Consider the following 24,815-nt stretch of genomic DNA (forward strand, 5'->3'; position numbering starts at 1 on the left):
TTGAACGTGTGACAGAGAAATGGACACCCAAATATCCGAATTCGATGAAACGCTGGAAGGACAACTGGGATGCTGTTTCTCCCATCTTCAAGTTTTCAGCAACCGTCAGGAAGGTGATATACACAACCAATGTCATAGAATCACTGAATTCCACCTATCGGAAGCTGAACCGCCAGAGAAGCGTATTCCCAAGTGATACGGCGCTGTTGAAAGCGCTGTATTTAGCGACATTTGAGGCTACAAAGAAATGGACGGTAACGATGCGCAACTGGGCACAAGTATATGGGGAGTTAAGCATCATGTACGAGGGACGACTTCCAGAGTAATTCAAAGACGGCCTAAAACGGGCGGATTTACCGCCTGCTGTTGACATGTTTTTTTGTAACTGTTATATATAAAGTAAGGGCGAAAAGCCTGTTTTTCAAGACTTTCGCCCTTCATTATCATAGAAGAATCTTATTTACAGACTTTTTTTCATAGTCTCTTTTTGTAGTTTATTTGAATCTTACAGGAATTTTACAGCAGTTCCATAAACAATAATTTCAGCAGCTCCCTGCATAACAGCAGAAGGGGAATATCTTACATTGATTACAGCGTCAGCCCCAAGTTCTTCGGCTTCTTCAACCATACGCTCCGTTGCCAGATCTCTGGCTTCGTTCATTATTTTTGTATAAGATTTCAACTCCCCACCAACAAGAGACTTAAATCCCTGTCCGATATCTTTTTCAAAGTTTTTGGACTGGATCGTACTACCTTTCACCAATCCAATCGTTTCTAATTTTTTTCCGTAATAAAATCAGTGTTCACAATGATCATAATGGCATCCATTTAGAATATTCTTCAAAGATTTTATTTACCGAATCCACTTGAAAAATTCAGTGTTTTACAGTAATATACAAATTGACAGAAGAAAGAAAAAATTATGAAATAGCCTGAATATCATTCTTTTAAGTCTTGACAAGGATTTATGATAGGTTATAATGGAATGTATAAAAACTGAATAGGATCTTCAGGGCAGGGTGAAATTCCCTACCGGTGGTACAGCCCACGAGCCGCAAGGCATGATTCGGTGAAACTCCGAAGCCGACAGTATAGTCTGGATGAAAGAAGATAGTGATAAAAGAACTCTGGGATTTACGCACAGCGTAGGTCAGATGCATTTGGTGTATTTGGCGTGCTGTTATAAATCTCAGTTTTTTGTTTTCATATTAGCTGTTTGTTTAGACAGTTTATCTATGAGTGAACTTTAGCTTAAGAAAGCCCTGAAGTCCTGTATTGTAGGATTTTGGGGCTTTTTTATTTCTTGCGAAATACCTTATCACGCTTATACGCGAGAGTTTTTCCTATGAAATACAAAGCGTTCCGCGATGCTGCACACATGAGAAAGGAGGTTTGTCCAGTTGCAGGAACTTTATATGAGAAGGGCCATTGAACTGGCTGGGAAAGGAACAGGATATACCAATCCAAACCCGTTGGTGGGGGCTGTCATCGTAAAGGATGGGCGGATAATCGGAGAGGGATTCCATGAGACATACGGAGGTCTGCACGCAGAAAGGAATGCGTTAAAGAACTGTACGGAAGACCCAAAAGGTGCGGAACTTTATGTGACCCTGGAGCCATGCTGCCATTTTGGAAAGACACCGCCTTGTACAGAGGCCGTCATAAAAAGTGGAATCAGGAAAGTCTATGTTGGAAATATTGATCCGAATCCAAAAGTTTCCGGTAAGGGTATTGATATTTTAAGAGAGCATGGCATTGAGGCAGAAACAGGAGTACTTGATGCGGAATGCAGAGAGATCAATGAAATCTTTTTCCACTACATTGCCCACGATACGCCTTATGTAGCATTGAAATATGCAATGACACTGGATGGGAAAATTGCAGTGAAGACAGGAGAGTCCAAATGGATTACCGGAAGGGAGGCAAGGGAACATGTACAGTTTCTCAGACACCGGTATGCAGCGATTCTCGTGGGAATCGATACGGTCTTAAGTGATGATCCGATGCTCAATGCCCGGATCATAGGCGGGAACAACCCGACACGTGTGATCTGCGACAGCAGACTCAGGCTCCCTTTAAGTTCGAAAATTGTTCAGAGTGCCAAAGTAATTCCGACCATCATTGCGGCATGTGAAAGAAACGAAAAGGCGCAGAGGCTTGAGGCTTTGGGATGCCGGGTGCTGATATGTCCGGAGAAGGATGGAAAGACGGATCTGCTGGAACTTCTGAGGACACTGAGGAAAGAAAAGATCGATAGTATCCTTGTGGAGGGGGGAGCTGATATTAACGATTCAGTTATTCAGACCAAATCGGTAAACAAAGTGTATGCTTTTGTGGCACCGAAGCTTTTCGGGGGAAGACAGGCAAGGTCACCAGTGGAAGGAAAAGGGATAGATAAAATCAGCGATGCGATACTTTTAAAGGGCCCGGAGATTACCAGGCTCGGCGAAGATCTGCTGTTAGAATATGAAGCGAGGTGAGAATGTGTTTACAGGAATCATTGAAGAAATAGGCACCGTTCTGTCAGTAAAAAAAGGAGGGCAGTCCTCAGCCGTCAGGATCGGGGCATCCAAAGTCCTGAAAGATATCCATACAGGAGACAGTATTGCAGTCAACGGTGTATGCCTTACCGCGGTCACATTTGACGGACAGGGGTTTCTGGCGGATGTGATGAACGAGACCTTTGAAAAGAGCAGTCTGAAAAGCTTGAAGCCTGGAGATCCGGTCAATTTAGAGCGGGCCATGAAAGCAGGAGGACGTTTTGGCGGACATATGGTTGCCGGCCATGTGGATGGAACCGGAACGGTCACATCAGTGGAACAGGATGCCAATGCAGTTTGGTTTACGGTGGCGGCACCGTCAGAGATCATGCGGTACTGTGTCAGCAAAGGTTCCATCGCCCTGGACGGCATCAGTCTGACCATTGCAAAGACCGGGGACCAATGGTTTCAGGTTTCGGTCATTCCCCACACCTTAAAGGAAACGGTACTGGGAGCAAAAAAAACTGGAGATCTGGTGAATCTGGAAAATGATATGATCGGAAAATATGTGGAGAAACTGATGAATTTGGGGCATGATGAAAAAACCAGTGCCATTACAGAGGAAATGTTAATGAAAGCAGGATTTTAGGAGGAAAGAACATGAAGTTCAGCACGATTAAAGAAGCATTGGAAGACTTAAAACAGGGGAAGATCATCATTGCAACAGATGATGAAGACAGGGAAAATGAGGGCGATTTTATCTGTGCCTCTGAGTTTGCGAATACTAACAATATTAATTTTATGGCAGTCCATGGAAAAGGTTTGATCTGTATGCCCATGAGTGCAGCTATGGGAGAGAAACTTGGACTGTCTCCAATGGTAACCAAGAATACAGATAACCATGAGACTGCATTTACAGAGAGTATTGATCATGTGGAAACCACCACGGGAATTTCAGCAGTGGAACGTTCTGTCACAGCGCTGAAATGTATGGAGAACAGCATCAGACCGGAGGATTTAAGGCGCCCCGGACACATGTTTCCGCTGATCGCAAAGCCGGGCGGTGTTATGGAGCGGAACGGTCACACAGAGGCAACAGTGGACCTTATGAAGCTTGCAGGTTTAAAAGAAAGCGGTCTGTGCTGTGAGATCATGAGGGAAGACGGCACTATGATGCGTACCACAGAACTCATGGGACTGGCAGAGAAGTTCGGCCTTAAGATAATCACCATAAAGGCACTGCAGGATTACCGGAAAAAACATGAAGTGTTCGTGAGCAGGGAGGCGGAGACGCCGATGCCCACCAAGTATGGAGAGTTTCGGGCTTACGGTTATGTGAATAAACTAAACGGCGAACATCATGTCGCCTTAGTAAAAGGAAATGTAGATGACGGGGAGCCGATATTGTGCCGGGTACATTCCGAGTGCCTGACGGGAGATACCTTTGGCTCGTTAAGGTGCGACTGCGGAGATCAGCTTACCACGGCCATGAGACAGATCGAAGCGGAAGGCCGGGGAATTCTGCTCTATCTGAGACAGGAAGGCCGGGGCATTGGTTTGATCAACAAACTGAAGGCCTATGCTCTGCAGGACCAGGGAATGGATACGGTAGAGGCAAATCTGGCTCTCGGATTTGAAGAAGACCAACGGGAATATTACATAGGAGCACAGATTCTGAGAGACCTGGGTGCGTCTAAGTTGAGACTTTTGACAAATAATCCGACGAAAATCGAAGGTCTGGGTGATTTCGGGCTGGAAATCGTAGAGAGAGTGCCCATCCAGATCAAGCTCACAGATTATGATTCTTTTTATATGAAGACAAAACAGAAAAAGATGGGACATTATTTAACTTATTAAGCTGCAAATAAATAAGAAAGAGGAGATAAAAGATGAATGTTTTAGAAGGAAAATTAGTCGCAAAAGGGATGAAAGTCGGCATTGTCGCCGCCAGATTCAATGAGTTTATCGTATCCAAGCTGCTTTCTGGGGCATTGGACGGCCTGCGCCGCCATGACGTGAAGGAAGACGATATTGCTGTTGCCTGGGTGCCTGGGGCATTTGAGATTCCTGTTGCCGCACAGAAGATGGCGGGATCAGGGAAATATGACGCTGTAATCTGTCTGGGAACCGTGATCCGGGGATCTACCAGCCACTATGATTATGTGTGCAATGAGGTATCCAAGGGTATCGCTCACGTGTCTATGGAGAGTCAGATTCCTGTGCTGTTCGGTGTACTGACCACGGAAAATATCGAGCAGGCCATTGAGCGCGCCGGTACGAAAGCCGGAAACAAGGGGTATGACTGTGCACTGTCAGCGATTGAAATGGTAAATTTATTGAAAGAGATTGGTTAAACTGGACGGAGCCGCTTATTTACTGTAAAATAGAACAGAAAATAAGCGGCTTTTTTATTACCGTTTTGTTTGTCTTTTAACCCTATTTGAAGATACAAGGAGATAATTGCCATGGACCAGATTGAACAACTTCAGAATATGATAGATGAGAGCAGCAGGATTGTTTTCTTCGGCGGGGCAGGAGTATCCACAGAAAGTGATATTCCTGACTTCAGAAGTACGGACGGACTCTATCATCAAACTTATAAATACCCTCCGGAGGTGATTGTCAGCCATACATTTTTTGTGCAGAAGACAGAGGAATTTTATGATTTTTATAAGAAGAAAATGATATTTCCGGATGCCGAACCGAATCCTGCCCATTTAAAGCTTGCAGAGCTTGAGAGGGCTGGAAAGCTCACGGCGGTTGTCACTCAGAATATCGACGGTCTGCACCAGAAAGCCGGAAGCCAGAAGGTATTTGAGCTGCACGGAAGTGTTCACAGAAATTACTGTCAGAAATGCCATAAGTTTTTTGATGTAAACTATGTGGCCGGAGCACAGGGAGTGCCGCACTGCGACGAATGCGGAGGACTGGTGAAGCCGGATGTTGTACTATATGAAGAAGGACTGGATGCATCCGTGATGAGGGGAGCCATCGATGCGATTTCTAAGGCGGATATGCTGATCATCGGTGGAACTTCTCTCGTAGTGTATCCGGCGGCGGGCATGATCGATTATTTCCGCGGAGAGCATTTGGTGCTCATCAACAGGGATGCCACATCCAGAGACCGGCAGGCAGAGCTCTGCATTACAGATCCAATCGGTGAGGTCCTTGGGCAGATTAAGGTGAATTCATGAAAAGAAGAGATATCGTGTTGATCGGAGTAGTTCTTTTTATGGCAGCGGTGGGATTTTTATTCCTGTCTCTTGTGAAGCAGGACGGGGAAAAGGCAGTGGTGACTGTGGACGGAAAGGAAGTCTGGAGCCACAGCCTTTCTGAGGATGCGGTCTATACGGTAAAGAGCAGGAACGGGTCCAATGTAGTCCGCATCCAGGGAGGGAAAGCCTCAGTCACAGAGGCAGACTGCCCTGATCAGATATGCAGAAAGCATAAAGCCATCGATAAAACCGGGGAAACCATTGTCTGCCTGCCTCATAAACTCGTAGTGGAAATTAAAGACGGAACCAAGGAGAAAGAATATGACGGAATTACAATCTAAGGAGAAAAACCAATGACCAGGCGGATTGCTGTGGATGGCATGTTTCTGACACTGGCCATCGTTGTTTCTTATATAGAGGTACTCCTTCCGATTCCTGTAGGGATTCCCGGAGTGAAGATCGGGCTTGCCAACGGAGTCATTATGGTTCTTCTCTTTTTTACCGGGTGGAAACGGGCGCTGTTTATCTCCGTTTTGAGAATTCTTCTGGCAGGAATGCTTTTTGGGAATCCGATGACGATTGTTTACAGCCTGGCGGGCGGGATTTTGAGTATCTTTCTCATGGCGCTTCTGAAAAAAGCCGGGGGATTTTCGGCAGTGGGACTCAGCGTTGCCGGAGGAGTAGCACACAATCTCGGGCAGCTCAGTGTTGCAGTGTGCCTGATGGAGAATGTAAGAATTTATTATTATACGCCGATACTGCTGGTCACCGGAACCATTGCCGGCATTGCGATCGGAGTGCTGACGGCGGGGCTGGTAAAGAAGGTTCCGGCAAACTTATTTCAGTAGAAAATGTACGTAATTTTTACTGAATAAGTATCCATTTAGCAAAAGGAGCTATCCAATGATAGTTTTTTATCACTATTGGAGGAACGTATTTTAAAGTGTGACGGAAATAGTGATAAAAAACTCCTACAGGAGGAAAGATGTGAAAAAAAAATTATGTGCGGTCATGGTATTTGTGCTGACGGCGGTCATGGCATCAGGCTGTGTGAAGAAAGAAGAGATACAGAAATATTCCCATGTAGACTATGCCATGGGGACAGTGACCAATACGACACTATATGGGAGAAGCCCGGATCTTTCTGAGGCTGAACAAGAGATGATGGAGAAGATGAAGAAGCTGGAGACAGAGCAGCTGTCCTGGAGGAAGGACAGTTCTGCCGTGGCAAAGCTTAATCAAGGGAATCAAAGAGTGGCGGATGTCCCGGAGCCGCTGTTTACCTGGATGAAAAAGTCTCTTCAGATTGCCAAAGACAGCAAAGGCGCTGCGGACCCGGCCATCGGAAGCCTCACTCGAATGTGGGATTTTGAATCCGAGAATCCAAAGGTACCCGATGCTGATAAGATCAAAGCGCTGATCAAAGACGGTATCGTCAGCAATGCATATGAGCATGTAAAACTGAATGAAAAGCAGAAAACCGTGCGAAAAGCGAGAGAGATTAAAATGGATCTGGGAGCTTTCGGGAAGGGGATCGGAACCGACGAAGCCATGAGGTTTCTCAAAAAAGAAAAGATAATTACCGGAGCCATGGTGGCTCTTGGGGGAAGCATCGCTGTTTATGGAGAAAAGCCCGGCGGGGAGGACTGGAAAGTCGGGATACAGAACCCTGACGGAAAGCAGGGGGAGACAATTGGAGGGCTTAGCGTAAAAGGCGGGACCTTCATCTCTACCTCCGGTGATTATGAAAAATATTTTATTGATAAAAAGACAGGGAAACGGTATTTCCACATCTTAGATGAGAAGACCGGATATCCGGCACAGACAGAGATCACCTCATGTACCATTGTGTGCAGTTCAGGTATTGCCAGTGACGGGCTGTCCACCGCATGTTTTGTGCTGGGGCCGGAAAAAAGCCGTTCACTGTTGAAAAAGTACGGAGCAAAAGCGATCTTTGTGGATAAACAAAAAAATGTTTATGTCAGTGACGGATTAGATTTTGAGCTCACAGACGATGCATATAAAATAGTTAACAAAGACATTGACGGATGAAAAAATTCTGAACCGACCCCCAAAAGTTAGACCAAAAATCTAACGATTGGAGGTCGGTTTTATTATGGCAAAATATAGCCTTGAGCTAAAAAAGAAAGTAGTTGAAGCATATCATCGCCGGGAGGGTAGCTATTGTTTTCTTGCTCAAAAGTATGGAATTACAAATAAGCGTCAGGTTTTAAATTGGGTTCATTCATATGATGCGTTTGGCTGTGAAGGCCTGATGCGTTCCAGAAAAAAGCAAATGCAGTCCGTGCTAGATACTACTCCTGTAGATACAAGTGCTGAACATATCAAACAGCTCGAAGATGAATTATTAAAACTGCGAATAGAGAATGCCTATTTAAAAGATGTGAGGAGGCTGCGTTTAGAGGAGGAAGCTCTTCTGAAAAAAAAGCGAGAATCATCCACAGCCTCCGAGGAGACTTCAAATTAAAAGATATTCTCGCTGTTGTTGGGTTTCCGAAAGCAATCTATATGTACTGGCAAAAAAGATTCCAGAGAGATAATCCTAATAAAGAGCTTGAGGAAAAAGCATGGAAATTACTTCCTTTACCAGAAAAAGCCGTAAGTATAGCTCATATAAAGGACGGATTGGAAAAGTGGCTCCGAACAGATTACGGAGACGTTTTGATACGAAAATCCCACACCAGAAGATTACGACTGATACATGCGAAGTGGATTTTCCACTTCGCAATAAAGTCTAACTTTTAGGGGTCACCTCATTCATCTGCCAGTGTCTTTTTTAGTGATTAAAATAAAATTCTTTATTTTTCTCCGCGGGGTTTTCCGCAGGTCTGCCTTTTAATCAGTGTACACGGCAGTGTCAGGCGCACCGGTGTCTTGTATTCGCTTGGCACTTCGTTATAGAGTTTCGCCACAAAGTTTGCTGCATATTCCCCCATATACTCTGAAGGAGCATGGACCGTAGTCAGCGGAGGATTGGAAAATTCGGCCACACTGATATCATCAAAGCCGATGATCGAAATATCGTCGGGAATTTTATACCCATGTTCATAGAGGGAGCGCATGGCGCCGATCGCGATTGGATCGCTGGCGGCAAAAACTGCAGTAGGCAGATTTCCAGATTCTATAAGTCTGTTCATCATCTGATATCCGGATTCTGCGCTGAATTCTTCCTCTATAACATAAGGTTCATAACAGAGTTCAAGTTTCCTGCAGTAATTGATAAACGTTTCTTTCCGCTGCTCAAAATAGACGGTATCCTCGTCGATGTATTCCTTTCCGCCCAGATAACCGATCCTTGTGTGTCCGAGTTCCACAAAGTAATCAATCACATCTATGACAGACTGGTGTAAATCCAGTACAATGTTATTGAAGGAAATCCTGGAAGTGCGCATATCAATAAAAATAATATTGTCCGTAAGCTGCTCAAAGGCTTTGATATCCTTTTGCGCAAACTTTCCAATACAGATCAGGCCGTCCACACCGCTTAATGTTTTTAAATAGTCCGGATCACTCTGGAATGCCCGGATGACTTCAATGTTCTGGTCTGCACAGTATTTCTCGATCCCTACGCGGATGTTCTGGTAGTAGGGGTCTTCTAATTCCTGAAACAGGGAGTACCACTGGAACACTCCAATGGTAGTCCTTTTCGTTGTTCCTTTCCCCTTTTTTCTGTAGTTCAGACCGTCTGCAATCTTTAAAACTCTGGCTCTTGTCTCATCAGTGACGCTCAGGGTGTCATCCTGATTTAAAATACGGGAGACTGTGGCGGATGATACGCCTGCTTTTTCAGCGATATCTTTAATGGTAGCCATATGAATTCTCCTTTAGCATCTAATTCCAACTCTTTTTTATTCCAAGTATACCATATCTGTAAATGAAAATAAAATCTTTTTATTATAATTTACTAAAATATAGTGAATAAATTTAGTAAATAATTAAGTAAAATATAGTTGAAATATTTACTAAACAGTATTACTATATAGACATAGGAACGAAACTAAGATATGAAATAGGAGGCTTGATGTATGGAAACGAATAGTGGCAGAGAGAGGGAAGTGGTTTCCGTCCTTCCGCGTATTTTTGCCAGTCTGGGACAATCCCTGATCATTGCCGGTTTCGGAGTGTAGATCATTGGGGCTCTGGGAGGAGGTTATATCGGGTATCACAGATTTGCCATGAGCAGACGGGATACATACCAAACAGCCCGGACCAGAGTATGCTGACCATGAATTCCATACGGATACTGATGTGTGCCGCGCCTGCGCTTTCAATGCTGACTGCATATGTCATTTATAAAAATGCATATAAGCTCAGCGACAGTTTTATGAAAAAGGTTATAGAAACGATACAGGAAAGGAGATTTAACGCAGAAGCCTGACATTCTGCGGAGGTGAAAAGATGAAAGATTCAAGTGTGTTGATCAAAGAATTTAAAAAAGGAACTTATGAGAGTCTGTTGAAAGATATTTATGTAGATGACAGTGTGCTGGAATATCAGAGAGAAAGATACATAAAAGCACTGAATCAGTATGAAGAAATATTCGGGGAAGAGGAAGTGGAGATCTATTCTGCACCGGGACGAAGTGAAGTGGGGGGCAATCACACGGACCATCAATATGGTAAGGTTCTTGCAACGTCTATTAACCTGGATGCCATTGCAGTGACTGCCAGGACAGAAGATGAGAAGATCACGATAGTATCTGACGGATATGAGCGCATGGAAATCGGTTTAAACGACCTGCCTGCCAAAGAGGATGAAAGAGAAACCTCTCTGGCACTAATCAGGGGGGTTGCCGCCAGGCTGAAACAGAAAGGTCATAAGATAGGAGGTTTCCGGGCATATATCACCAGTGATGTGCTGATCGGCGCAGGAATGTCTTCCTCCGCAGCCTACGAAACCTTGATTGGTACGATCCTGTCCGGACTGTACAATCAGATGAAACTGGACCCGGTGTTCTTAGCCCAGGCGGGCCAGTATGCAGAAAATGAATATTTTGGGAAACCATGCGGCCTGATGGATCAGATGGCGTCTTCGGTGGGAGGAATGATCTATATTGATTTTGAAAATCCGGAGGAGCCGGAAGTAAAGCAGGTAAAAGTTGACTTTGAAGGTTTTGGACACAGCCTCTGCATTGTGGATACGAGAGGGTCCCATGCGGATCTGACAGAGGACTATGCCATGATTCCGTCTGAAATGAAGCAGGTGGCCCATTATTTTGAAGAAGATGTGCTGCGGAAAGTAGACAAGACCGACTTTTATCTGAATATACCGGCCATCCGTGAAATCCTTGGGGACCGGGCCGTGCTCCGCGCCATGCATTTGTTTGAGGAAAATAAGAGGGTGGAAGAAGAGGCGGAGGCCCTGGAACAGGGAAAATTCGAGGTCTTCAAAAAACTGGTGAAGGATTCAGGAGATTCCTCTTTCAAGTATTTACAAAACGTATATTCCAATCACCAGGTGAACAACCAGAGTGTTTCCATCGGACTTGCAGTCAGTGATGTGATACTGAAAGACAGAGGTGTAAGCCGTGTCCACGGGGGAGGCTTTGCAGGAACCATTCAGGCTTTTGTACCGGATGAGATCGTTCCGCTGTATCAGAAAACCATGGACAGTGTATTTGGAGAAGAAGCGTGCCATATTTTGAAAGTCCGCAAATACGGCGGAATGAAAGTTTTATAGGGAGACAGGACAATGGCGGAGATGAAAGTGATCGAACAGCGACAAGACGGCATTGACATCATTGAGATGAAGAATCAGGATCTGACAGTGAGAGTTACAAATCTGGGATGCCACATTCTTTCGGTCTGGATGAAAGACAACAAAGAAAATATAGACGATGTTGTGCTCGGACTTCAAAATATAGAAGACTATAAGGAGGATGACAAATATATCGGAGGAATCCTAGGAAGGGCGGCGAACCGGATCAAAGACGGAAAGTTTACCCTTAACGGACAGGAGTATCATCTGCCGGTCAATAACGGACCGAACCATCTTCACGGAGGCACAGAAGGGTTCGATAAGAAAGTCTGGGATTATGAGATCCGGGACCATAAAGTGATCTTTTCCTATCTGTCAAAAGATATGGAAGAAGGATATCCTGGAAACTTGAAGATACATGTTTCCTATGAACTGACAGGAAATACGTTTACCATGGTTTACTACGGAACAACCGACAAGGACACGATTGTAAATCTGTCCAACCACACCTACTTTAACCTGTCCGGAGGAAAAGAAAAGATTTATGACCATAAGCTGAAAATAAAAGCAGCTCAGATTGCCTGTGTAGACCAGGACGGATGTACTACCGGCGAAAAACTCTTCGTGGACGGCACCCCGTTCGATTTCAGAAAATTCCACAGGATCGGGGAACGGATCGATGAAGATCATGAACAGCTTAACTTTGCAGGAGGGTATGACCACGCTTTTGTTTTCAGCGGGCAGAAAGACCAGATCACGCTGTTTCATGAAGAAACAGGGAGAAAAGTGACAGTTTCCACGAACCTTCCGACCGTACAGCTTTACACTTCAAACTTTCTGGAAGGAGGCTTGCCGGGGAAAGAGGGAAGAGTCAACGTAAACAGGGACGGTGTCTGCCTGGAAACCCAGTTCATGCCAAATGCTGTCAATCTTGAGGAAAAGCCACAGGTGATCCTCAGAAAAGGCGGCAGTTATGCAGTGTTTACCGCTTTTAAATTCGAGGTGCAGGAAGATGATTGATGAATATATTGCAAAATTAGTACAGTATGGGCTCGATAAAAAACTGATCGAACCGGAGGACAAGATTTACACGATCAATCAGTATCTGGAGATCTTTAAGCTGGATGATTACGAGGAGCCCAAAAGACCTGCCGGGGAGATCAATCTGGAAGAAATCCTGACAAAACTGACGGATGAGGCATATGACCGTTATATTATAAAGAGCAATGATGTCGTGACGAGAGATCTGTTTGACACAAAGCTCATGGGTGTTTTGGTGCCGAGGCCAAGCCAGGTGATACGGGATTTCCGGGAGAAGTATCAAAAAAGTCCGGAAGCAGCCACCGAATTTTTCTATAAGTTCAGTCAGGATACAGACTATATCCGCAGATACCGTGTGAAGAAGGACTGGAAGTGGACCGTAGACAGCCCATATGGAATCATTGATATTACCGTGAATCTCTCCAAGCCGGAAAAGGACCCGAAGGCCATTGCCGCGGCAAAGAATGCGGCGCAGAGCCGTTATCCCAAATGCCAGCTGTGCATGGAAAATGAAGGGTATGCAGGGCACATGAATCACCCGGCGAGACAGAATCACAGAGTCATTCCGGTTACAGTCAACGGCAGCAGATGGGGATTCCAGTATTCACCGTATGTTTATTACAATGAGCACTGTATCGTATTTAACGGAGAGCATGTGCCTATGAAGATTGACCGGACGGCGTTTGTGAAGCTGTTTGATTTTGTCAGACAGTTTCCTCACTACTTCCTCGGCTCCAATGCAGATCTTCCGATCGTGGGAGGTTCCATCCTGTCACACGACCATTTCCAGGGCGGACATTATCAATTTGCCATGGCAGATGCGAAGATCGAAAAACATTATACGATCAAGGGATTTGAGGATGTGGAGACGGGAATCTTAAACTGGCCGCTGTCAGTGCTCCGAATCCGGTCAAAGGACGAGAATCGGCTGATTGATATGGCGGATCATGTCCTAAAAGTATGGAGGGAATACAGCGACGGGGATGCCCATATTTATGCACAGACCGGCGGGGAACCGCACAATACCATCACTCCGATTGCGAGAAAGACCGGGGAGACCTATGAGCTGGATCTCGTATTGAGAAATAATATCACGACTGTAAAACATCCTCTGGGGCTGTTTCATCCTCATGAACAATATCACCATATTAAGAAAGAAAATATCGGTCTGATCGAAGTCATGGGTCTTGCGGTGCTGCCATCCAGATTAAAAAAAGAAATGGAGCTTCTTGCGGAGTGCCTTGTATGTAAAACTCCGATCGAAGAATATGAATGTCTTAGAAAGCATGTTGACTGGGCGGAGCAGTTTGTGCCAAAATATAAGGAGATCAACAAAGAGAATGTCATGGATATCCTGAAAGAAGAGATCGGACAGATATTTGTAAAAGTCCTTGAGGATGCAGGAGTTTATAAATGCACCGAAAAGGGCAGGAAACAGTTTGAGAGATTCATTTTTACACTGGATCAGCAGTAAGAAAGGCGGAATGAAATATGAAGATTTTAGTATTAGGCGGAGCAGGCTACATCGGGTCCCATACGGTTTATGAACTGACTGATGCGGGAGAAGACGTTGTGATCATTGATAACCTGGAGACCGGATACAAAGAGGCGGTTCACCCGAAAGCCAAATTCTATCAGGGAGATTTAAGAGACAGGGCATTTGTGGACAGCGTTCTGGATCAGGAGACCGGCATCGATGCGGTCATCCACTTTGCGGCAAACTCACTCGTAGGTGAGAGCATGACGAATCCGCTGAAATATTATGACAACAATCTGTGCGGCACAAAGACCATGCTGGAATCTATGGTGGCACACGGCATCGATAAGATTGTTTTTTCTTCTACGGCGGCGACCTATGGAGAACCGGAGAAGACTCCGATCCTGGAGACAGACCGGACAGAGCCGACCAATACTTATGGCGAGACAAAGCTCTCCATGGAAAAGATGTTCAAATGGGTGGGCAAAGCACACGGACTCCGGTTTGTATCACTGCGCTATTTTAATGCATGCGGAGCCCATAAAAGCGGAGAGATCGGCGAGGCCCACAATCCGGAGACCCATCTGATTCCGCTGATCCTTCAGGTGCCGAACGGAAAAAGAGAAGCGATCAGTATTTTCGGAACCGATTATCCGACCAAAGACGGGACCTGCGTCAGGGACTATATTCATGTGACGGATCTTGCACAAGCGCATATCCTCGCGGTAAAATATCTGATGGAAGGAAATGAAAGTGATATCTTCAATCTCGGAAATGGAATCGGCTTTACGGTCAAAGAGGTGATCGAGACTGCAAAAGAGGTAACGCAAAAACCGATCAAGGCAGTGGAAGAAGGCCGGAGGGCCGGGGACCCTGCAGTGCTGATCGCATCCAGCGAGAAGGCAAAGAAAGTCCTTGGGTGGAAGCCGGAACATGCGGATCTTCATGAGATCATTGAGAGTGCATGGAAGTGGCACAGCACACATCCGGAAGGATATCAGAGCAAATAATACAAGTAATATAAGTAATATAATGTAAAAAATGGAACGGTTATCAGGAAATTAGAACGTATATCTGGATTTCCACCAATATGCTTGACGATCATACGGTATTGTTCTATACTGACCACAAGCTTGGCGGGTTTTGTTGTTGATCAGCAGAGACAACATCCTTAGAGAATGTAATCCCAGAATCTGCCGGAGCACAGACAAATATTTATCATAATTAAAAAAGCAGGCATGATGCATTTTTTATTGCACATGCCTGTTCTTTTTTGCATTTGGCGTGGGAAAGGGGTAAAATATGATTATATTTTACGTTTTATAATATAGAAAGGACTGAGGATGGAGAGAACGTTAAAAATAGCAATCTGTGACGATGAACAGACTTACTTGGATATCTTGGAAGATGAATGCCTCCGGTTCCTGGAGTGCAGAAATCAAAAGGCACAAATCTTCTGTTTTCAAAGGGGAAAAGCTCTGCTTTCTTCGGAGGATGAGTTCGATATCATCCTGCTCGACGTGGAACTGCCGGATATGGATGGATTTTCTGTTGCGGAAGAGTGGAAGAACCTTCAGAGACCCGGAAAGATCATTTTTATAACGAGCCATGATGAATGGGTCCAGAGAGCTTTTAAGGTTCAGGCATTCAGGTATCTGTATAAAAGTGGAAGCGGACAGGAGCTTTTGGAGGCGCTGGAAGATGCGCTCAAAGATATGAACGACAATGAAGGGATTGTGCTGGAAGGAAAGGAGGAGAGCAGATTCGTATACTTCCGGGAGATTCGATGGATCGAAGCTCTGGGCGATGAAATAGCGGTGTTTCTTGTGGGAGGGCATCTGATCGTGAGATTGTCTCTGAAAAAGATTGAGGGGTGTTTGGATGAGAGGTTTCAGCGGATCCACAAGGGATACATTATTAATTTCCAATTCGTAGAGCATTATTATAAAGAACGGCTTGTGCTGTTCTGCGGAAAGGAATTTCAGATTTCCAAGAGGAAACAGAAGGAAGTCAAGAAACACTATTTTGAGTATATAACCAAATATGCAAAGGTGATTTAATGAACCCATATGGAAAATGGGCAGTGAGGGTGAAAAGTGAAAGGATTATATTGGGTGTATGTGTACGCCATTGAACTTTGGAAGATGATCTTGATCATGAGGGGGATTTTAGGGATCGAACCGGTGCGGAAACGGCAGGTGCTGATGTTTCAGATTCCGGCGGTTTTGGGAGTGCTGGTAAGCTTTAAGTACCAGCTTGCCGTGAATATAGTTATTGTGCTGTTCATTATGTTGTCGGCATGGATTTATTTTAATAAGTTTTTTCTGTCAGTGTTTACCTGGCTTGGAATTTCGATCATGGATTTTTTGATCGGACTGTTTATTATCTTTTTTGCACAGATGGATTTCCAGACAGCCTATAACAGCAATCATTTCGCCGATGTAGAGGAAGTCTTCAGTTTTCTTCTTTTGATTGTTATCATTGCGCTCCGGAAGAGATTTGAAGTCAGGAAGATCCAATATACATACAGCGATGTGGCATTGGGAGCCATGGTATTGGTAGGAGTGATCGCCTGTACCGGTCCTTTTCTGTCGGAAGGGTTTGAGAACTGGACATCCATCGGCAAGAGACTGGAGATCCTGCTTGGATTTCTTCTGATGCTGTTTGGAATCAGCAGTATTATATACCGGATCTGCAGAGTCAGACAGGAGCAGGAACAGTTTGAACAGCAGATGCTGTGGAACGAACGGCTGTTAAATGAACAGAAAAAGTATTATGAACTGCTCCTTCAAAAGGAGGAGACGACCAAAAAGATCAGACATGATATGAAAAGCCAGCTGGCATGCCTGAGCAGATTTCTTGAAAAAGAAGAGTACGGCAGTGCGAGAGATTATCTGCGTGAACTGACCGGAAATATAAAGCGTTTGAATATTCTCATTTCCACGGGAAATGATGTGGTTGATATTGTGGTAAATGACATCATTCAGAGTGAGAAGATCGAGCTCAGCTGGAAAGGAAAGATTCCAAGCAGGCTTAACATGACCAATGCAGAGATCTGTATTTTATTTTCCAATCTTCTCAAAAATGCGGCGGAAGCCGTCAGGGATATGGATGACAAGACCGTTGATGTCACGGTCAAACTCAACGGGCATCATTTAGTTTTGGAAGAGAGCAACCGGACCATGAAGCCGGTGATCATAGAAGACGGCCGGCTGAAAACTACAAAACATGACAAAGAAAAGCACGGCATCGGAAGCCGCAATATGATCGAGATCGCCGAAAAGTATAACGGAGATGTTTCCTTCCGGTTTGAAAACGGAAGATTTCATGTAAAAATTATTCTTCTTGATACTATTTAATGGAAAAAAAGATGACGGTTATTCGAATATCAAGTCGTTCCCCGCAGATATATTGAAACAAGGAATAGGACCTTTTATAGTGTGTATTGTTACAGAGATAATTGTCGAAAGCAAAGCAGTATAAAGGGGGATAAAACAATGACATGCATGAGATGGCCTTGGCCTTTCTAATCGTCATCTAGTCCGTTTTGAGGACTAATTACAAAGGATAAAGAATTAATATGAGGGTAGTCTTAAATTAAGAGACATAAAGCAAGAGGCATTTCTGAGAAGATCAGAGATGCCTCTTTTATTATGTCCGGTTTTATGCTTTCCACAGTCCGTGGAGATTGCAGTATTCATATGCGGCAATAAATTCCTCACTGTCTGCCAGAAGGAATTCTGCCTCCGGTTTTTCACCCGGATTCAGATATTTTATCTGGTGGCCACGGCTGGTTTCAATGCAGATGAACATGATGTAGTGAGCCTCCATCATAGGGTGTTCGGCTTCTCCGACCTTTACGCTGATCTTGCGGTCATCCGCTGAAACGACCGGAACGTGTTTTTCTGTTGCCCCGTCGGTAGTGCCTGGAACATGCGTCATTTGTCTGTAAAATTTGGAGAAAATGAAGCAACTCTGTGACAAATTTCATATACTATCATTAGATGGCAGCAGAAAGGAGCGGTAAAATGTATGATTTTGCAGTGCTTGGCGGTGATTTAAGACAGTTTTATATGGCAAAGCAGCTTGCTTTTAAAGGCTATTCTGTGATTACCTATGGGATCGCATCCGGGGAGGTGCAGGCTTCTTCCATGAAAGAAGCTGTGGAAAATGCAGAAATCCTGGTCGGCCCGATTCCTTTTTCCAAAGACCGTGAAAACCTGGTTTCCATGGAATGCTGTGCTGACTTCGGAATAGAGGATGTAAAACGGCATCTGAGGAAAGGGCAGAAGATCTTTGCGGGTTGTATTCCGGATGACTTCTGCCACTATTGCATGAATACGGGAGTTGCTGTCCATGACTTTATGAAATTGGACTCAGTGGCGTTAAAAAATGCCGTGCCTACTGCCGAGGGGGCTGTGGCAGAAGCTGTTTTTGACTCTCCTGTTCAGATACAGGGAAGCCGCTGTCTGGTGACAGGCTTCGGACGATGCGGCAGCGTCCTGGCAGAAAAGCTGAAGCTTTGGTCAGCCAAAGTAACGGCAGCCGCAAGAAATAAGGAGCAGCGTGCCCTGGCGGAGTCCTTTGGAATGAAAGCAGTCTCTCTCGATGAGCTGAAGGAAGAGCTTTCTCAGGCTGATTTTATTTTTAACACGATTCCGGCCATGATTTTAGACAGAGAACGTCTGGAACAGGTAAAAAAAGAGGCGTTAATCGTGGATATTGCATCTGCACCGGGAGGCGTGGATTTCAGGGCGGCAGACGAATTGGGGATCAATGCAAAACAATGTCTTGGAATTCCCGGCAAGTATGCAGCGTGTTCAGCAGCTGCCATTCTGACAGAAACAATGATTACGGAATGGGATGTATGATGAGTGTAAAAGGAAAGAAAATAGGAATTGCCGTAACTGGCTCATTCTGCACATATGAAAAAATTTTTATCCAGCTTAAGAAGCTGGCAGAAGAAGGAGCACAGGTGCAGACCATTTTTTCCGGGGCCGCACAGAGCATAGACAGCCGATTTGGAAAGGCAGAGGATTTCTTAGAGAGGGCAGAGAAGATCACTGGGATTACCCCGATGAAAACGATTGCCCAGGCGGAACCGATCGGTCCAAAGAGTCTTCTGGATATCCTGGTGATCTTCCCGTGTACAGGAAACACGCTTGCAAAGCTGTGCAGCGGGATCACAGATTCACCGGTCCTGATGGCGGCAAAAGCCCATTTAAGGAACGATAAACCTTTGGTGATTTCTGTATCAACCAATGACGCTCTGGGAATAAATATGAAGAACATCGGAGCCCTGATGAATATGAAAAATATTTATTTTGTACCATTTGGGCAGGATGATCCGGTTAAAAAACCGAACTCCATGATCGCCGATACCAGCCTTTTGATCCCGACGGTGGAAAAAGCGCTGGAAGGCAGACAATATCAGCCGGTTATCCGGGGATAGAACGTAAGGCTCCCGGTGATGCTTCACCGCGGGGCCTGCATGAAAAATAGTTGAAGAGGTGGCACATATGTGTGGTATTGCGGGATTTTGTAATCCTCATAACAGGTATCTGGAAAAGAAAGGGCAGTGGGAGGATATTCTGAACCGTATGAATCGGGTACAGAAGCACCGGGGCCCGGATGATCAGGGAACGTTTTTGGAAAACGGATGCGGCCTGGCCCATGTCCGTCTCTCGATCATTGACTTATACACCGGTCATCAGCCCATGGTCAGAGAGGAATCCGGACGTAAGTTTGTCATTGTGTATAACGGTGAAATTTATAACATGAAGGAATTGAAACAGGAGCTGAAAAAGGAAGGGGCGATCTTCAGGACAGCGAGCGATACGGAAGTGATCCTGGAGGGGTACATCCTTCACGGACCGGCCTTTGTGGAGAAGCTGAACGGCATTTTTGCGGTCAGCATTTGGGATTCTGCGGAAAAGAAGCTGTTTTTGTTCAGAGACCGGCTTGGGGTCAAACCGCTGTTTTATGCTTTTTCCGGCCAGACCCTTGTATTTTCATCCGAGATCAAGGGTATATTTCAGTACCCGGGGATAGAACCGGTCATAGACGGGGACGGACTCGGTGAGATTTTTGGACTGGGACCGGCAAAATCCTATGGAAAAGGAGTATTCAAAGGCATTTCAGAAGTATTGCCGGGTCATTTTCTTGAGTACAGTACGGAGGGGCTGAAAGATCACATCTACTGGAAGCTTGAGAGCCGGCCTCATGAAGAATCTTATGATCAGACAGTAGAGAAACTGTCTTATCTGGTCCATGATGCGGTAAAGATGCAGATGCTCTCAGACATCCCAATCTGTACATTCTTATCCGGAGGGGTGGACAGCAGTCTTGTGACAGCCATCTGTGCCAAAGAGCTTGACAGACAGGGGAAACAGCTGAATACCTTTTCTTTTGATTTTGTAAACAATGACCGGTATTTTAAGGCCAATTCTTTTCAGCCGTCCCAGGACCGCCCTTGGGTAGACCGCATGGTAGAGGCATCGGGAACGAATCACACTTACCTGGAATGTAATAACGAGCAGCAGATTGAGAACCTATACAGCGCCGTAGACGCAAGAGACCTTCCCTGCATGGCTGATGTGGAGTCTTCCCTTCTCTATTTCTGTTCGAAAGTCGCCGAGACAAAGAAGGTTACTTTGACCGGAGAATGTGCGGATGAGATTTTCGGAGGATACCCGTGGTTTCATAAAAAAGAGTGTTTTGAGGCCCATGCATTTCCGTGGTCTATGGATATGGAGCCCAGGGAGGCTCTGTTAAGCGACGATGTGCTTCAGGCGGTGGATCTGAAAGCCCATGCACGGCGGGCATATGAAAAGACAATCGGGGAAACCCCAAGGCTACTTGGAGAAGATCCAACAGAAAGCAGGAGGAGAGAGATCTCTTATCTTAATCTTAAATGGTTTATGGTCACACTTCTGGACCGGATGGACCGCACCAGCATGTATTCCGGGCTGGAAGCCAGAGTACCGTTTGCCGACCACAGAATCGTGGAATATATGTGGAACGTGCCGTGGGAAATGAAATGTCCGGGTGGTGTGGTCAAAGGCCTGTTAAGGGCCGCGGGCGAAGGAGACCTCCCAAATGAAGTATTATACAGGAGGAAGAGTCCGTATCCGAAAACTTATCATCCTGAATATGAAAAAATGCTGGGAGACCGGCTGCGGGAAGTGATCGCAGATCCAAACGCTCCGATCCGGGATTTGATCGATAAAAAGAAAACGGAAGAATTTTTAGAGAGTCCATCGGACTACGGAAAGCCGTGGTATGGACAGCTGATGGCAGGACCGCAGATGGTGGCGTTTATGCTTCAGGTCAACTACTGGCTGGAAACTTATCATATCGCTGTTATATAGGAAAAGAATAGAAGGGATTGTTTTTATAAAAGAACAATTCCTTCTGTTTTTTTTGCTCTATCATGGTATAATGTAGATAAGATATTGGTCTTAGCAATCACTTTTTATGAGCAAAGGAGTGATGTTTATGAAAGAGAACAGGATCATATGTATTTCCAGGGAATTCGGAAGCGGAGGCCATGAATTGGGAGAACATCTGTCAGAGAAGCTGGGGATCAAGCTGTTCGACAGCGAGATCATAACAAAGGTAGCTGAACTTGGCAATGTGCCTGAAGACTTCGTGGAAGAACAGGGAGAGGCCAGAGACTTCCGGGGGTTTCTGGGGGTGATGCCGGCTGGACATGTTGCAACGGACATTACAAGGGATTTTGTAGTCACTTCGGAGAAGCTGTTTGCCCTTCAGTCCATTGCCATCCGGCAGATGGCAAAAGACGAAGGCTCCTGTATTTTTGTGGGACGATGCGCGGATGTTATCCTGCAGAATCAGGCAGAGTGCATCTCAGTTTTTGTCCACAGTCCGCTCGAAGACAGGATTCAGAGAATTATGGAACTGCGGCAGATCACAGAAAAGGAAGCAGGGAAACTGATCAAGAGGACTGACCGGGAGAGAGCCTCTTATCACAACTATTACACGAAAATCAAGTGGGGACATCCGAGTAACTATCACCTGGTTCTTAACATGGGCAAACTGGGTATGGAAAACGCAGTGGATCTAATTTCCTATTATGTAGAACACTGAACATGATACAGAGAGGAGAGATGATATGAGACCGAATACGATCATATGTATTTCCAGGGAGTACGGGAGCGGAGGCCATGAAATTGCGGAGAAGCTTTCAGAAGATCTGGGTATAAAGTTTTTTGACAAAGAGCTGATCGCCAGAGTGGCTAAGATGGCGGACGTATCGGAAGAATATATCAGCCGCAGGGAAGAAACCGGTGACTATGCATATATTTTCGGGGTACCCATTGGGCACCCAGCCACGACACCGATGGATGAATGTATCCTGACACCTGAGAAGCTTTTTATCATCCAGTCCATTGCCATCCGCCAGATCGCAGAGCAGGAGAAGTCCTGCATCTTTGTGGGGAGGTGTGCGGATGTTATCCTTCAGAAAATTCCCGGCTGCCACTCTTTTTTCATCCACAGCTCTGAGGCAGTGCGGATTCAGAGGATCATGGAGACGGAGAACGTCTCTGAGAGGGAGGCGAAACGTCTCATGAAAAAGGTGGATAAGGAGAGGGCTTCTTACCACAACTACTACACAAAAATCAAGTGGGGACATCCGAGCAATTATGAACTGGTCATCAACACCGGCCGGACAGGCATAGACAAAGCGGTAAAAGTCATAGAATCTTATTTAGAAGAATAGATATAAAGGGCAGATGGAGAAATGATCCACCTGTCCTTTTTAAGCCGATGGAGGGCAGTTTGTAAGGCCGTCTTCTGCGGCAGACACTATATCCATTTTCTACATGACTGGAGCGAGGCATTCTAAGAGCCGAACGGAAATTATGTGGAATATGTCTCTCGGGTGGACGCGCTTTGCGCGATAAGGTATAATATAACAAGTAGCAGGAAGATGTTTTTACTGGATAAGGGAGGTTGTATGATTATGGAATATAAAGATTTGATTGAAAGCAAGAACTCCGTCAGGGATTATAAAGAGAAGGAAGTCGATGCCGGTACAATTAAGAAGATCCGGGATTTTGCCCAGTCCTGTGAGCGTCTGGATGACAGTATTGAGATCGATATTCGGTTCATGGATAATGATACCGTTTACCGCCAGCTGGATGGGTATGCAGGGTATAAAGGGATTTTGATCAATGCGCCGCATTATATGATCGTTTTGTCAGAGAAAAAGGATCATTATATTGAAAACGGCGGATATGTGGGTGAATCTATCTCTGTTAAAGCTCATTCTCTGGGAGTGGATTCCTGCTGGATTACTTTTAAAGACAGCCATACAGTCATTGAAAAGCTGAACATTGTCACGGATAAAGAAGTGGTGGCGATCATGGCATTAGGATACGGAAAGAAGCGGTTTAAAAAGGTTACAGGGAATGTCACACTGGGAAAAGGATATGCCAATGCGGATTTCCAGGTGAAAGACAGCGTTACATCCCCAAGGATGCCTTTAGAAGAGATCGTTTTTATTGATACATGGGATAATAAGGCAACAGTGGATGAGCTTGTGAGCCGGGCTGTTTATGAACCGTTAAATTATGCAAGAATGGCGCCTTCTACTTTGAACCGCCAGCCGTGGAGATTCATTATTGACGGCGGACTGCTGATCCTTACGGTCAGGGACGATGAGGAGACCAATCTCTACGAAGAACAAATCGATGCGGGCATTGTCATGCTTTACTGCAAAAAGGTGATGAGGGAGACCTTATGTGAGATCAGCTGGAATCTCGAGCCTGTGGAAAATAAATACAATATACCAGATAACTATAAGATTGTGGCATCCTGCAGTATGTAATACCCTAAAAGTCGGAAAACGGAAACTGAAATCCAACGGTTCCTATAAGTTTTATGTAAGACCATATCAAAATGTGAACAAAAAGAAAAAGAACATTGGAAAATCTAATACGGCACATGTATTGATGAGGGCTAGTTCCCAGTATGCAAATGCATCCTCTGTCTCTGTAAAGAAGAGATCAATGAAACTTCAAAAGGGAAAGACAGCCGTTATTAAAGCGAAGGTCAAAGTCCCGTCTGGCAGGAAACAGCCGAAAAATCACGGTGCAAAATACGTTACATTACATCAAAAGGTTCTGTGGCAGCAGTAAATAATAAGGGAAAGATCAGGGCAAAGAAAGCCGGTAAGGCAACAATTTATGTGATCAGTGAAAATGGAAAGTATAAAAAGGTCAGCGTAACGGTAAAATAAAAAAATGCTGAAAGAAAATGTTGTAAAACTAAATAGGACAGTTTTACAACATTTTTTATTCGGCATACAAGAACAAAAGAAATTAAAAAAAATATAAAAAACCATTGCGCTTGTCGAAATTCCGTGGTATATTAATAAAGCTGTTGGGCTATCGCCAAGTGGTAAGGCACAGGATTCTGACTCCTGCATCCGCTGGTTCGAATCCAGCTAGCCCAGTTCCATCAGAATTAAAAATAACATAATCAGGGTGTGTAGCTCAGGTGGTAGAGCACTTGACTTTTAATCAAGTTGTCCGGGGTTCGAATCCCCGCACGCTCAGTTCCGAATCAGGAAGTCACAGACGAAGATCTGCCTCATATTTTTTGGAAAATCAGTAAAAAAGTAGTTGACATAAGATTTTTGCTGTGATATATTGATAAAGCTGTTGGGCTATCGCCAAGTGGTAAGGCACAGGATTCTGACTCCTGCATCCGCTGGTTCGAATCCAGCTAGCCCAGTTCCATCAGAATTAAAATAACATAATCAGGGTGTGTAGCTCAGGTGGTAGAGCACTTGACTTTTAATCAAGTTGTCCGGGGTTCGAATCCCCGCACGCTCATAGGACTCCGTTTCAGATGAAA

23 protein-coding genes, 4 tRNA genes, 3 pseudogenes and 1 riboswitch are annotated in these 24,815 nt (G+C 45.0%); of the genes and pseudogenes, 27 read left to right on the plus strand and 3 right to left on the minus strand.

Annotation, left to right across the window (positions count from 1 at the left end):
• On the plus strand, positions 1-326 hold a 326-nt coding region (locus CI597_RS12200), incomplete at its 5' end, for a transposase (protein ID WP_198959581.1).
• A 179-nt stretch (positions 327-505) separates the two neighbouring features.
• Here CI597_RS12200 and CI597_RS12205 read toward each other — a convergent pair.
• Positions 506-816 (minus strand): annotated as a pseudogene (locus CI597_RS12205) (YbjQ family protein).
• A gap of 185 nt (positions 817-1,001) precedes the next feature.
• A riboswitch (FMN riboswitch) is annotated at positions 1,002-1,116 on the plus strand.
• Positions 1,117-1,415: 299 nt separating this feature from the next.
• Here CI597_RS12205 and ribD point away from each other — a divergent pair.
• The 9 genes from ribD (at position 1,416) to CI597_RS12250 (ending at position 8,183) form a co-directional block, all read left to right on the plus strand.
• Positions 1,416-2,480: a bifunctional diaminohydroxyphosphoribosylaminopyrimidine deaminase/5-amino-6-(5-phosphoribosylamino)uracil reductase RibD gene (gene ribD / locus CI597_RS12210; RefSeq protein ID WP_034550001.1), complete on the plus strand. Its 1,065-nt coding sequence runs from the start codon at positions 1,416-1,418 to the stop codon at positions 2,478-2,480.
• A 4-nt stretch (positions 2,481-2,484) separates the two neighbouring features.
• Positions 2,485-3,129, plus strand: a complete 645-nt coding sequence (ribE, locus tag CI597_RS12215) for a riboflavin synthase (protein WP_024728392.1) — start codon at positions 2,485-2,487, stop codon at positions 3,127-3,129.
• Between the two features lie 11 nt (positions 3,130-3,140).
• Entirely contained in the window at positions 3,141-4,337 is a 1,197-nt protein-coding gene (locus CI597_RS12220; protein WP_024728391.1) for a bifunctional 3,4-dihydroxy-2-butanone-4-phosphate synthase/GTP cyclohydrolase II, read from the plus strand.
• A gap of 32 nt (positions 4,338-4,369) precedes the next feature.
• Positions 4,370-4,834 (plus strand): 6,7-dimethyl-8-ribityllumazine synthase, encoded by a 465-nt coding sequence (ribE, locus tag CI597_RS12225; protein WP_024728390.1) that lies wholly within the window; start codon positions 4,370-4,372, stop codon positions 4,832-4,834.
• 111 nt (positions 4,835-4,945) lie between these two features.
• Complete coding sequence (locus CI597_RS12230) at positions 4,946-5,674, plus strand: NAD-dependent protein deacylase (protein ID WP_024728389.1); 729 nt, start codon at positions 4,946-4,948, stop codon at positions 5,672-5,674.
• Positions 5,671-6,036 (plus strand): NusG domain II-containing protein, encoded by a 366-nt coding sequence (locus CI597_RS12235; protein WP_024728388.1) that lies wholly within the window; start codon positions 5,671-5,673, stop codon positions 6,034-6,036. The genes CI597_RS12230 and CI597_RS12235 overlap by 4 nt, the downstream gene beginning before the upstream one ends.
• A 12-nt stretch (positions 6,037-6,048) precedes the next feature.
• Positions 6,049-6,543 (plus strand): Gx transporter family protein, encoded by a 495-nt coding sequence (locus tag CI597_RS12240; RefSeq protein ID WP_024728387.1) that lies wholly within the window; start codon positions 6,049-6,051, stop codon positions 6,541-6,543.
• Between the two features lie 139 nt (positions 6,544-6,682).
• Positions 6,683-7,747, plus strand: coding sequence for an FAD:protein FMN transferase (locus CI597_RS12245; RefSeq protein ID WP_235824618.1), 1,065 nt, complete (start codon positions 6,683-6,685; stop codon positions 7,745-7,747).
• Positions 7,748-7,811: 64 nt separating this feature from the next.
• Positions 7,812-8,183 carry a helix-turn-helix domain-containing protein gene (locus tag CI597_RS12250; RefSeq protein WP_024728385.1) on the plus strand — a complete coding sequence of 124 codons (372 nt, stop codon included), beginning with the start codon at positions 7,812-7,814 and terminating at the stop codon, positions 8,181-8,183.
• Positions 8,184-8,514: 331 nt separating this feature from the next.
• Here CI597_RS12250 and CI597_RS12260 read toward each other — a convergent pair whose 3' ends face one another.
• Positions 8,515-9,528 carry a LacI family DNA-binding transcriptional regulator gene (locus CI597_RS12260; protein ID WP_024728383.1) on the minus strand — a complete coding sequence of 338 codons (1,014 nt, stop codon included), beginning with the start codon at positions 9,526-9,528 and terminating at the stop codon, positions 8,515-8,517.
• A 586-nt stretch (positions 9,529-10,114) separates the two neighbouring features.
• Between CI597_RS12260 and CI597_RS12270 the strand changes: the two genes are divergently transcribed.
• From CI597_RS12270 to CI597_RS12295, 6 genes are all read left to right on the plus strand, one after another.
• Positions 10,115-11,395 carry a galactokinase gene (locus tag CI597_RS12270; protein ID WP_024728382.1) on the plus strand — a complete coding sequence of 427 codons (1,281 nt, stop codon included), beginning with the start codon at positions 10,115-10,117 and terminating at the stop codon, positions 11,393-11,395.
• 12 nt (positions 11,396-11,407) lie between these two features.
• On the plus strand, positions 11,408-12,433 hold the full coding sequence (locus CI597_RS12275) for an aldose epimerase family protein (RefSeq protein ID WP_024728381.1): 1,026 nt from the start codon (positions 11,408-11,410) through the stop codon (positions 12,431-12,433).
• A complete protein-coding gene (gene galT, locus CI597_RS12280) occupies positions 12,426-13,928 on the plus strand; it encodes a UDP-glucose--hexose-1-phosphate uridylyltransferase (protein WP_024728380.1) in 1,503 nt (500 codons plus the stop codon). Before CI597_RS12275 ends, galT begins: the two co-directional genes overlap by 8 nt.
• A gap of 17 nt (positions 13,929-13,945) precedes the next feature.
• Positions 13,946-14,941: a UDP-glucose 4-epimerase GalE gene (galE, locus tag CI597_RS12285; RefSeq protein ID WP_024728379.1), complete on the plus strand. Its 996-nt coding sequence runs from the start codon at positions 13,946-13,948 to the stop codon at positions 14,939-14,941.
• A 333-nt stretch (positions 14,942-15,274) separates the two neighbouring features.
• Positions 15,275-15,991 carry a LytR/AlgR family response regulator transcription factor gene (locus CI597_RS12290; RefSeq protein WP_024728378.1) on the plus strand — a complete coding sequence of 239 codons (717 nt, stop codon included), beginning with the start codon at positions 15,275-15,277 and terminating at the stop codon, positions 15,989-15,991.
• A 36-nt stretch (positions 15,992-16,027) separates the two neighbouring features.
• Complete coding sequence (locus tag CI597_RS12295) at positions 16,028-17,290, plus strand: ATP-binding protein (RefSeq protein ID WP_024728377.1); 1,263 nt, start codon at positions 16,028-16,030, stop codon at positions 17,288-17,290.
• A 304-nt stretch (positions 17,291-17,594) separates the two neighbouring features.
• Here the strand turns inward: CI597_RS12295 and CI597_RS12300 are convergent.
• Positions 17,595-17,864, minus strand: a pseudogene (locus tag CI597_RS12300) (desulfoferrodoxin family protein); the annotation flags it as partial.
• Between the two features lie 95 nt (positions 17,865-17,959).
• On the opposite strand from CI597_RS12300, the gene dpsA reads away from it, so the two are divergent.
• The 11 genes and pseudogenes from dpsA to CI597_RS12360 all read left to right on the plus strand — a co-directional run bounded on the left by dpsA (position 17,960) and on the right by CI597_RS12360 (position 24,793).
• Complete coding sequence (gene dpsA, locus CI597_RS12305; RefSeq protein WP_024728375.1) at positions 17,960-18,802, plus strand: dipicolinate synthase subunit DpsA; 843 nt, start codon at positions 17,960-17,962, stop codon at positions 18,800-18,802.
• Positions 18,802-19,383, plus strand: coding sequence for a dipicolinate synthase subunit B (locus tag CI597_RS12310; protein ID WP_024728374.1), 582 nt, complete (start codon positions 18,802-18,804; stop codon positions 19,381-19,383). Before dpsA ends, CI597_RS12310 begins: the two co-directional genes overlap by 1 nt.
• Positions 19,384-19,450: 67 nt before the next feature.
• Positions 19,451-21,301: an asparagine synthase (glutamine-hydrolyzing) gene (gene asnB / locus CI597_RS12315; protein WP_024728373.1), complete on the plus strand. Its 1,851-nt coding sequence runs from the start codon at positions 19,451-19,453 to the stop codon at positions 21,299-21,301.
• Between the two features lie 127 nt (positions 21,302-21,428).
• On the plus strand, positions 21,429-22,040 hold the full coding sequence (locus CI597_RS12320) for an AAA family ATPase (protein ID WP_024728372.1): 612 nt from the start codon (positions 21,429-21,431) through the stop codon (positions 22,038-22,040).
• Between the two features lie 25 nt (positions 22,041-22,065).
• Positions 22,066-22,674: an AAA family ATPase gene (locus tag CI597_RS12325; protein ID WP_024728371.1), complete on the plus strand. Its 609-nt coding sequence runs from the start codon at positions 22,066-22,068 to the stop codon at positions 22,672-22,674.
• 243 nt (positions 22,675-22,917) lie between these two features.
• The gene (locus CI597_RS12330) at positions 22,918-23,784 is read left to right on the plus strand and encodes a nitroreductase family protein (RefSeq protein ID WP_024728370.1); all 867 of its coding nucleotides are present in this window, start codon (positions 22,918-22,920) and stop codon (positions 23,782-23,784) included.
• Between the two features lie 258 nt (positions 23,785-24,042).
• Positions 24,043-24,195, plus strand: a pseudogene (locus tag CI597_RS12340) (Ig-like domain-containing protein); the annotation flags it as partial.
• A gap of 144 nt (positions 24,196-24,339) precedes the next feature.
• Positions 24,340-24,411: transfer RNA gene (locus CI597_RS12345), tRNA-Gln, on the plus strand.
• 29 nt (positions 24,412-24,440) lie between these two features.
• Positions 24,441-24,513 (plus strand) — tRNA-Lys (locus CI597_RS12350).
• Positions 24,514-24,620: 107 nt separating this feature from the next.
• A tRNA-Gln gene (locus CI597_RS12355) sits at positions 24,621-24,692 on the plus strand.
• Between the two features lie 28 nt (positions 24,693-24,720).
• Positions 24,721-24,793 (plus strand) — tRNA-Lys (locus tag CI597_RS12360).
• Positions 24,794-24,815 lie beyond the last annotated feature (22 nt).

The organism is Anaerostipes hominis (ex Lee et al. 2021) (assembly GCF_002270485.1).
GTDB lineage: Bacteria > Bacillota > Clostridia > Lachnospirales > Lachnospiraceae > Anaerostipes > Anaerostipes hominis.

Coding starts and splice junctions, on each gene's coding strand:
- CI597_RS12325 (WP_024728371.1), top strand. CDS start 22,066: ATGAGACCGAATACGATCATATGTATTTCCAGGGAGTACGGGAGCGGA.
- CI597_RS12220 (WP_024728391.1), top strand. CDS start 3,141: ATGAAGTTCAGCACGATTAAAGAAGCATTGGAAGACTTAAAACAGGGG.
- CI597_RS12250 (WP_024728385.1), top strand. CDS start 7,812: ATGGCAAAATATAGCCTTGAGCTAAAAAAGAAAGTAGTTGAAGCATAT.
- CI597_RS12320 (WP_024728372.1), top strand. CDS start 21,429: ATGAAAGAGAACAGGATCATATGTATTTCCAGGGAATTCGGAAGCGGA.
- CI597_RS12330 (WP_024728370.1), top strand. CDS start 22,918: ATGGAATATAAAGATTTGATTGAAAGCAAGAACTCCGTCAGGGATTAT.
- galT (WP_024728380.1), top strand. CDS start 12,426: ATGATTGATGAATATATTGCAAAATTAGTACAGTATGGGCTCGATAAA.
- dpsA (WP_024728375.1), top strand. CDS start 17,960: ATGTATGATTTTGCAGTGCTTGGCGGTGATTTAAGACAGTTTTATATG.
- ribE (WP_024728390.1), top strand. CDS start 4,370: ATGAATGTTTTAGAAGGAAAATTAGTCGCAAAAGGGATGAAAGTCGGC.
- galE (WP_024728379.1), top strand. CDS start 13,946: ATGAAGATTTTAGTATTAGGCGGAGCAGGCTACATCGGGTCCCATACG.
- CI597_RS12240 (WP_024728387.1), top strand. CDS start 6,049: ATGACCAGGCGGATTGCTGTGGATGGCATGTTTCTGACACTGGCCATC.
- CI597_RS12290 (WP_024728378.1), top strand. CDS start 15,275: ATGGAGAGAACGTTAAAAATAGCAATCTGTGACGATGAACAGACTTAC.
- CI597_RS12310 (WP_024728374.1), top strand. CDS start 18,802: ATGAGTGTAAAAGGAAAGAAAATAGGAATTGCCGTAACTGGCTCATTC.
- ribD (WP_034550001.1), top strand. CDS start 1,416: ATGAGAAGGGCCATTGAACTGGCTGGGAAAGGAACAGGATATACCAAT.
- CI597_RS12260 (WP_024728383.1), bottom strand. CDS start 9,528: ATGGCTACCATTAAAGATATCGCTGAAAAAGCAGGCGTATCATCCGCC.
- CI597_RS12230 (WP_024728389.1), top strand. CDS start 4,946: ATGGACCAGATTGAACAACTTCAGAATATGATAGATGAGAGCAGCAGG.
- asnB (WP_024728373.1), top strand. CDS start 19,451: ATGTGTGGTATTGCGGGATTTTGTAATCCTCATAACAGGTATCTGGAA.
- CI597_RS12270 (WP_024728382.1), top strand. CDS start 10,115: ATGAAAGATTCAAGTGTGTTGATCAAAGAATTTAAAAAAGGAACTTAT.
- CI597_RS12275 (WP_024728381.1), top strand. CDS start 11,408: ATGGCGGAGATGAAAGTGATCGAACAGCGACAAGACGGCATTGACATC.
- CI597_RS12235 (WP_024728388.1), top strand. CDS start 5,671: ATGAAAAGAAGAGATATCGTGTTGATCGGAGTAGTTCTTTTTATGGCA.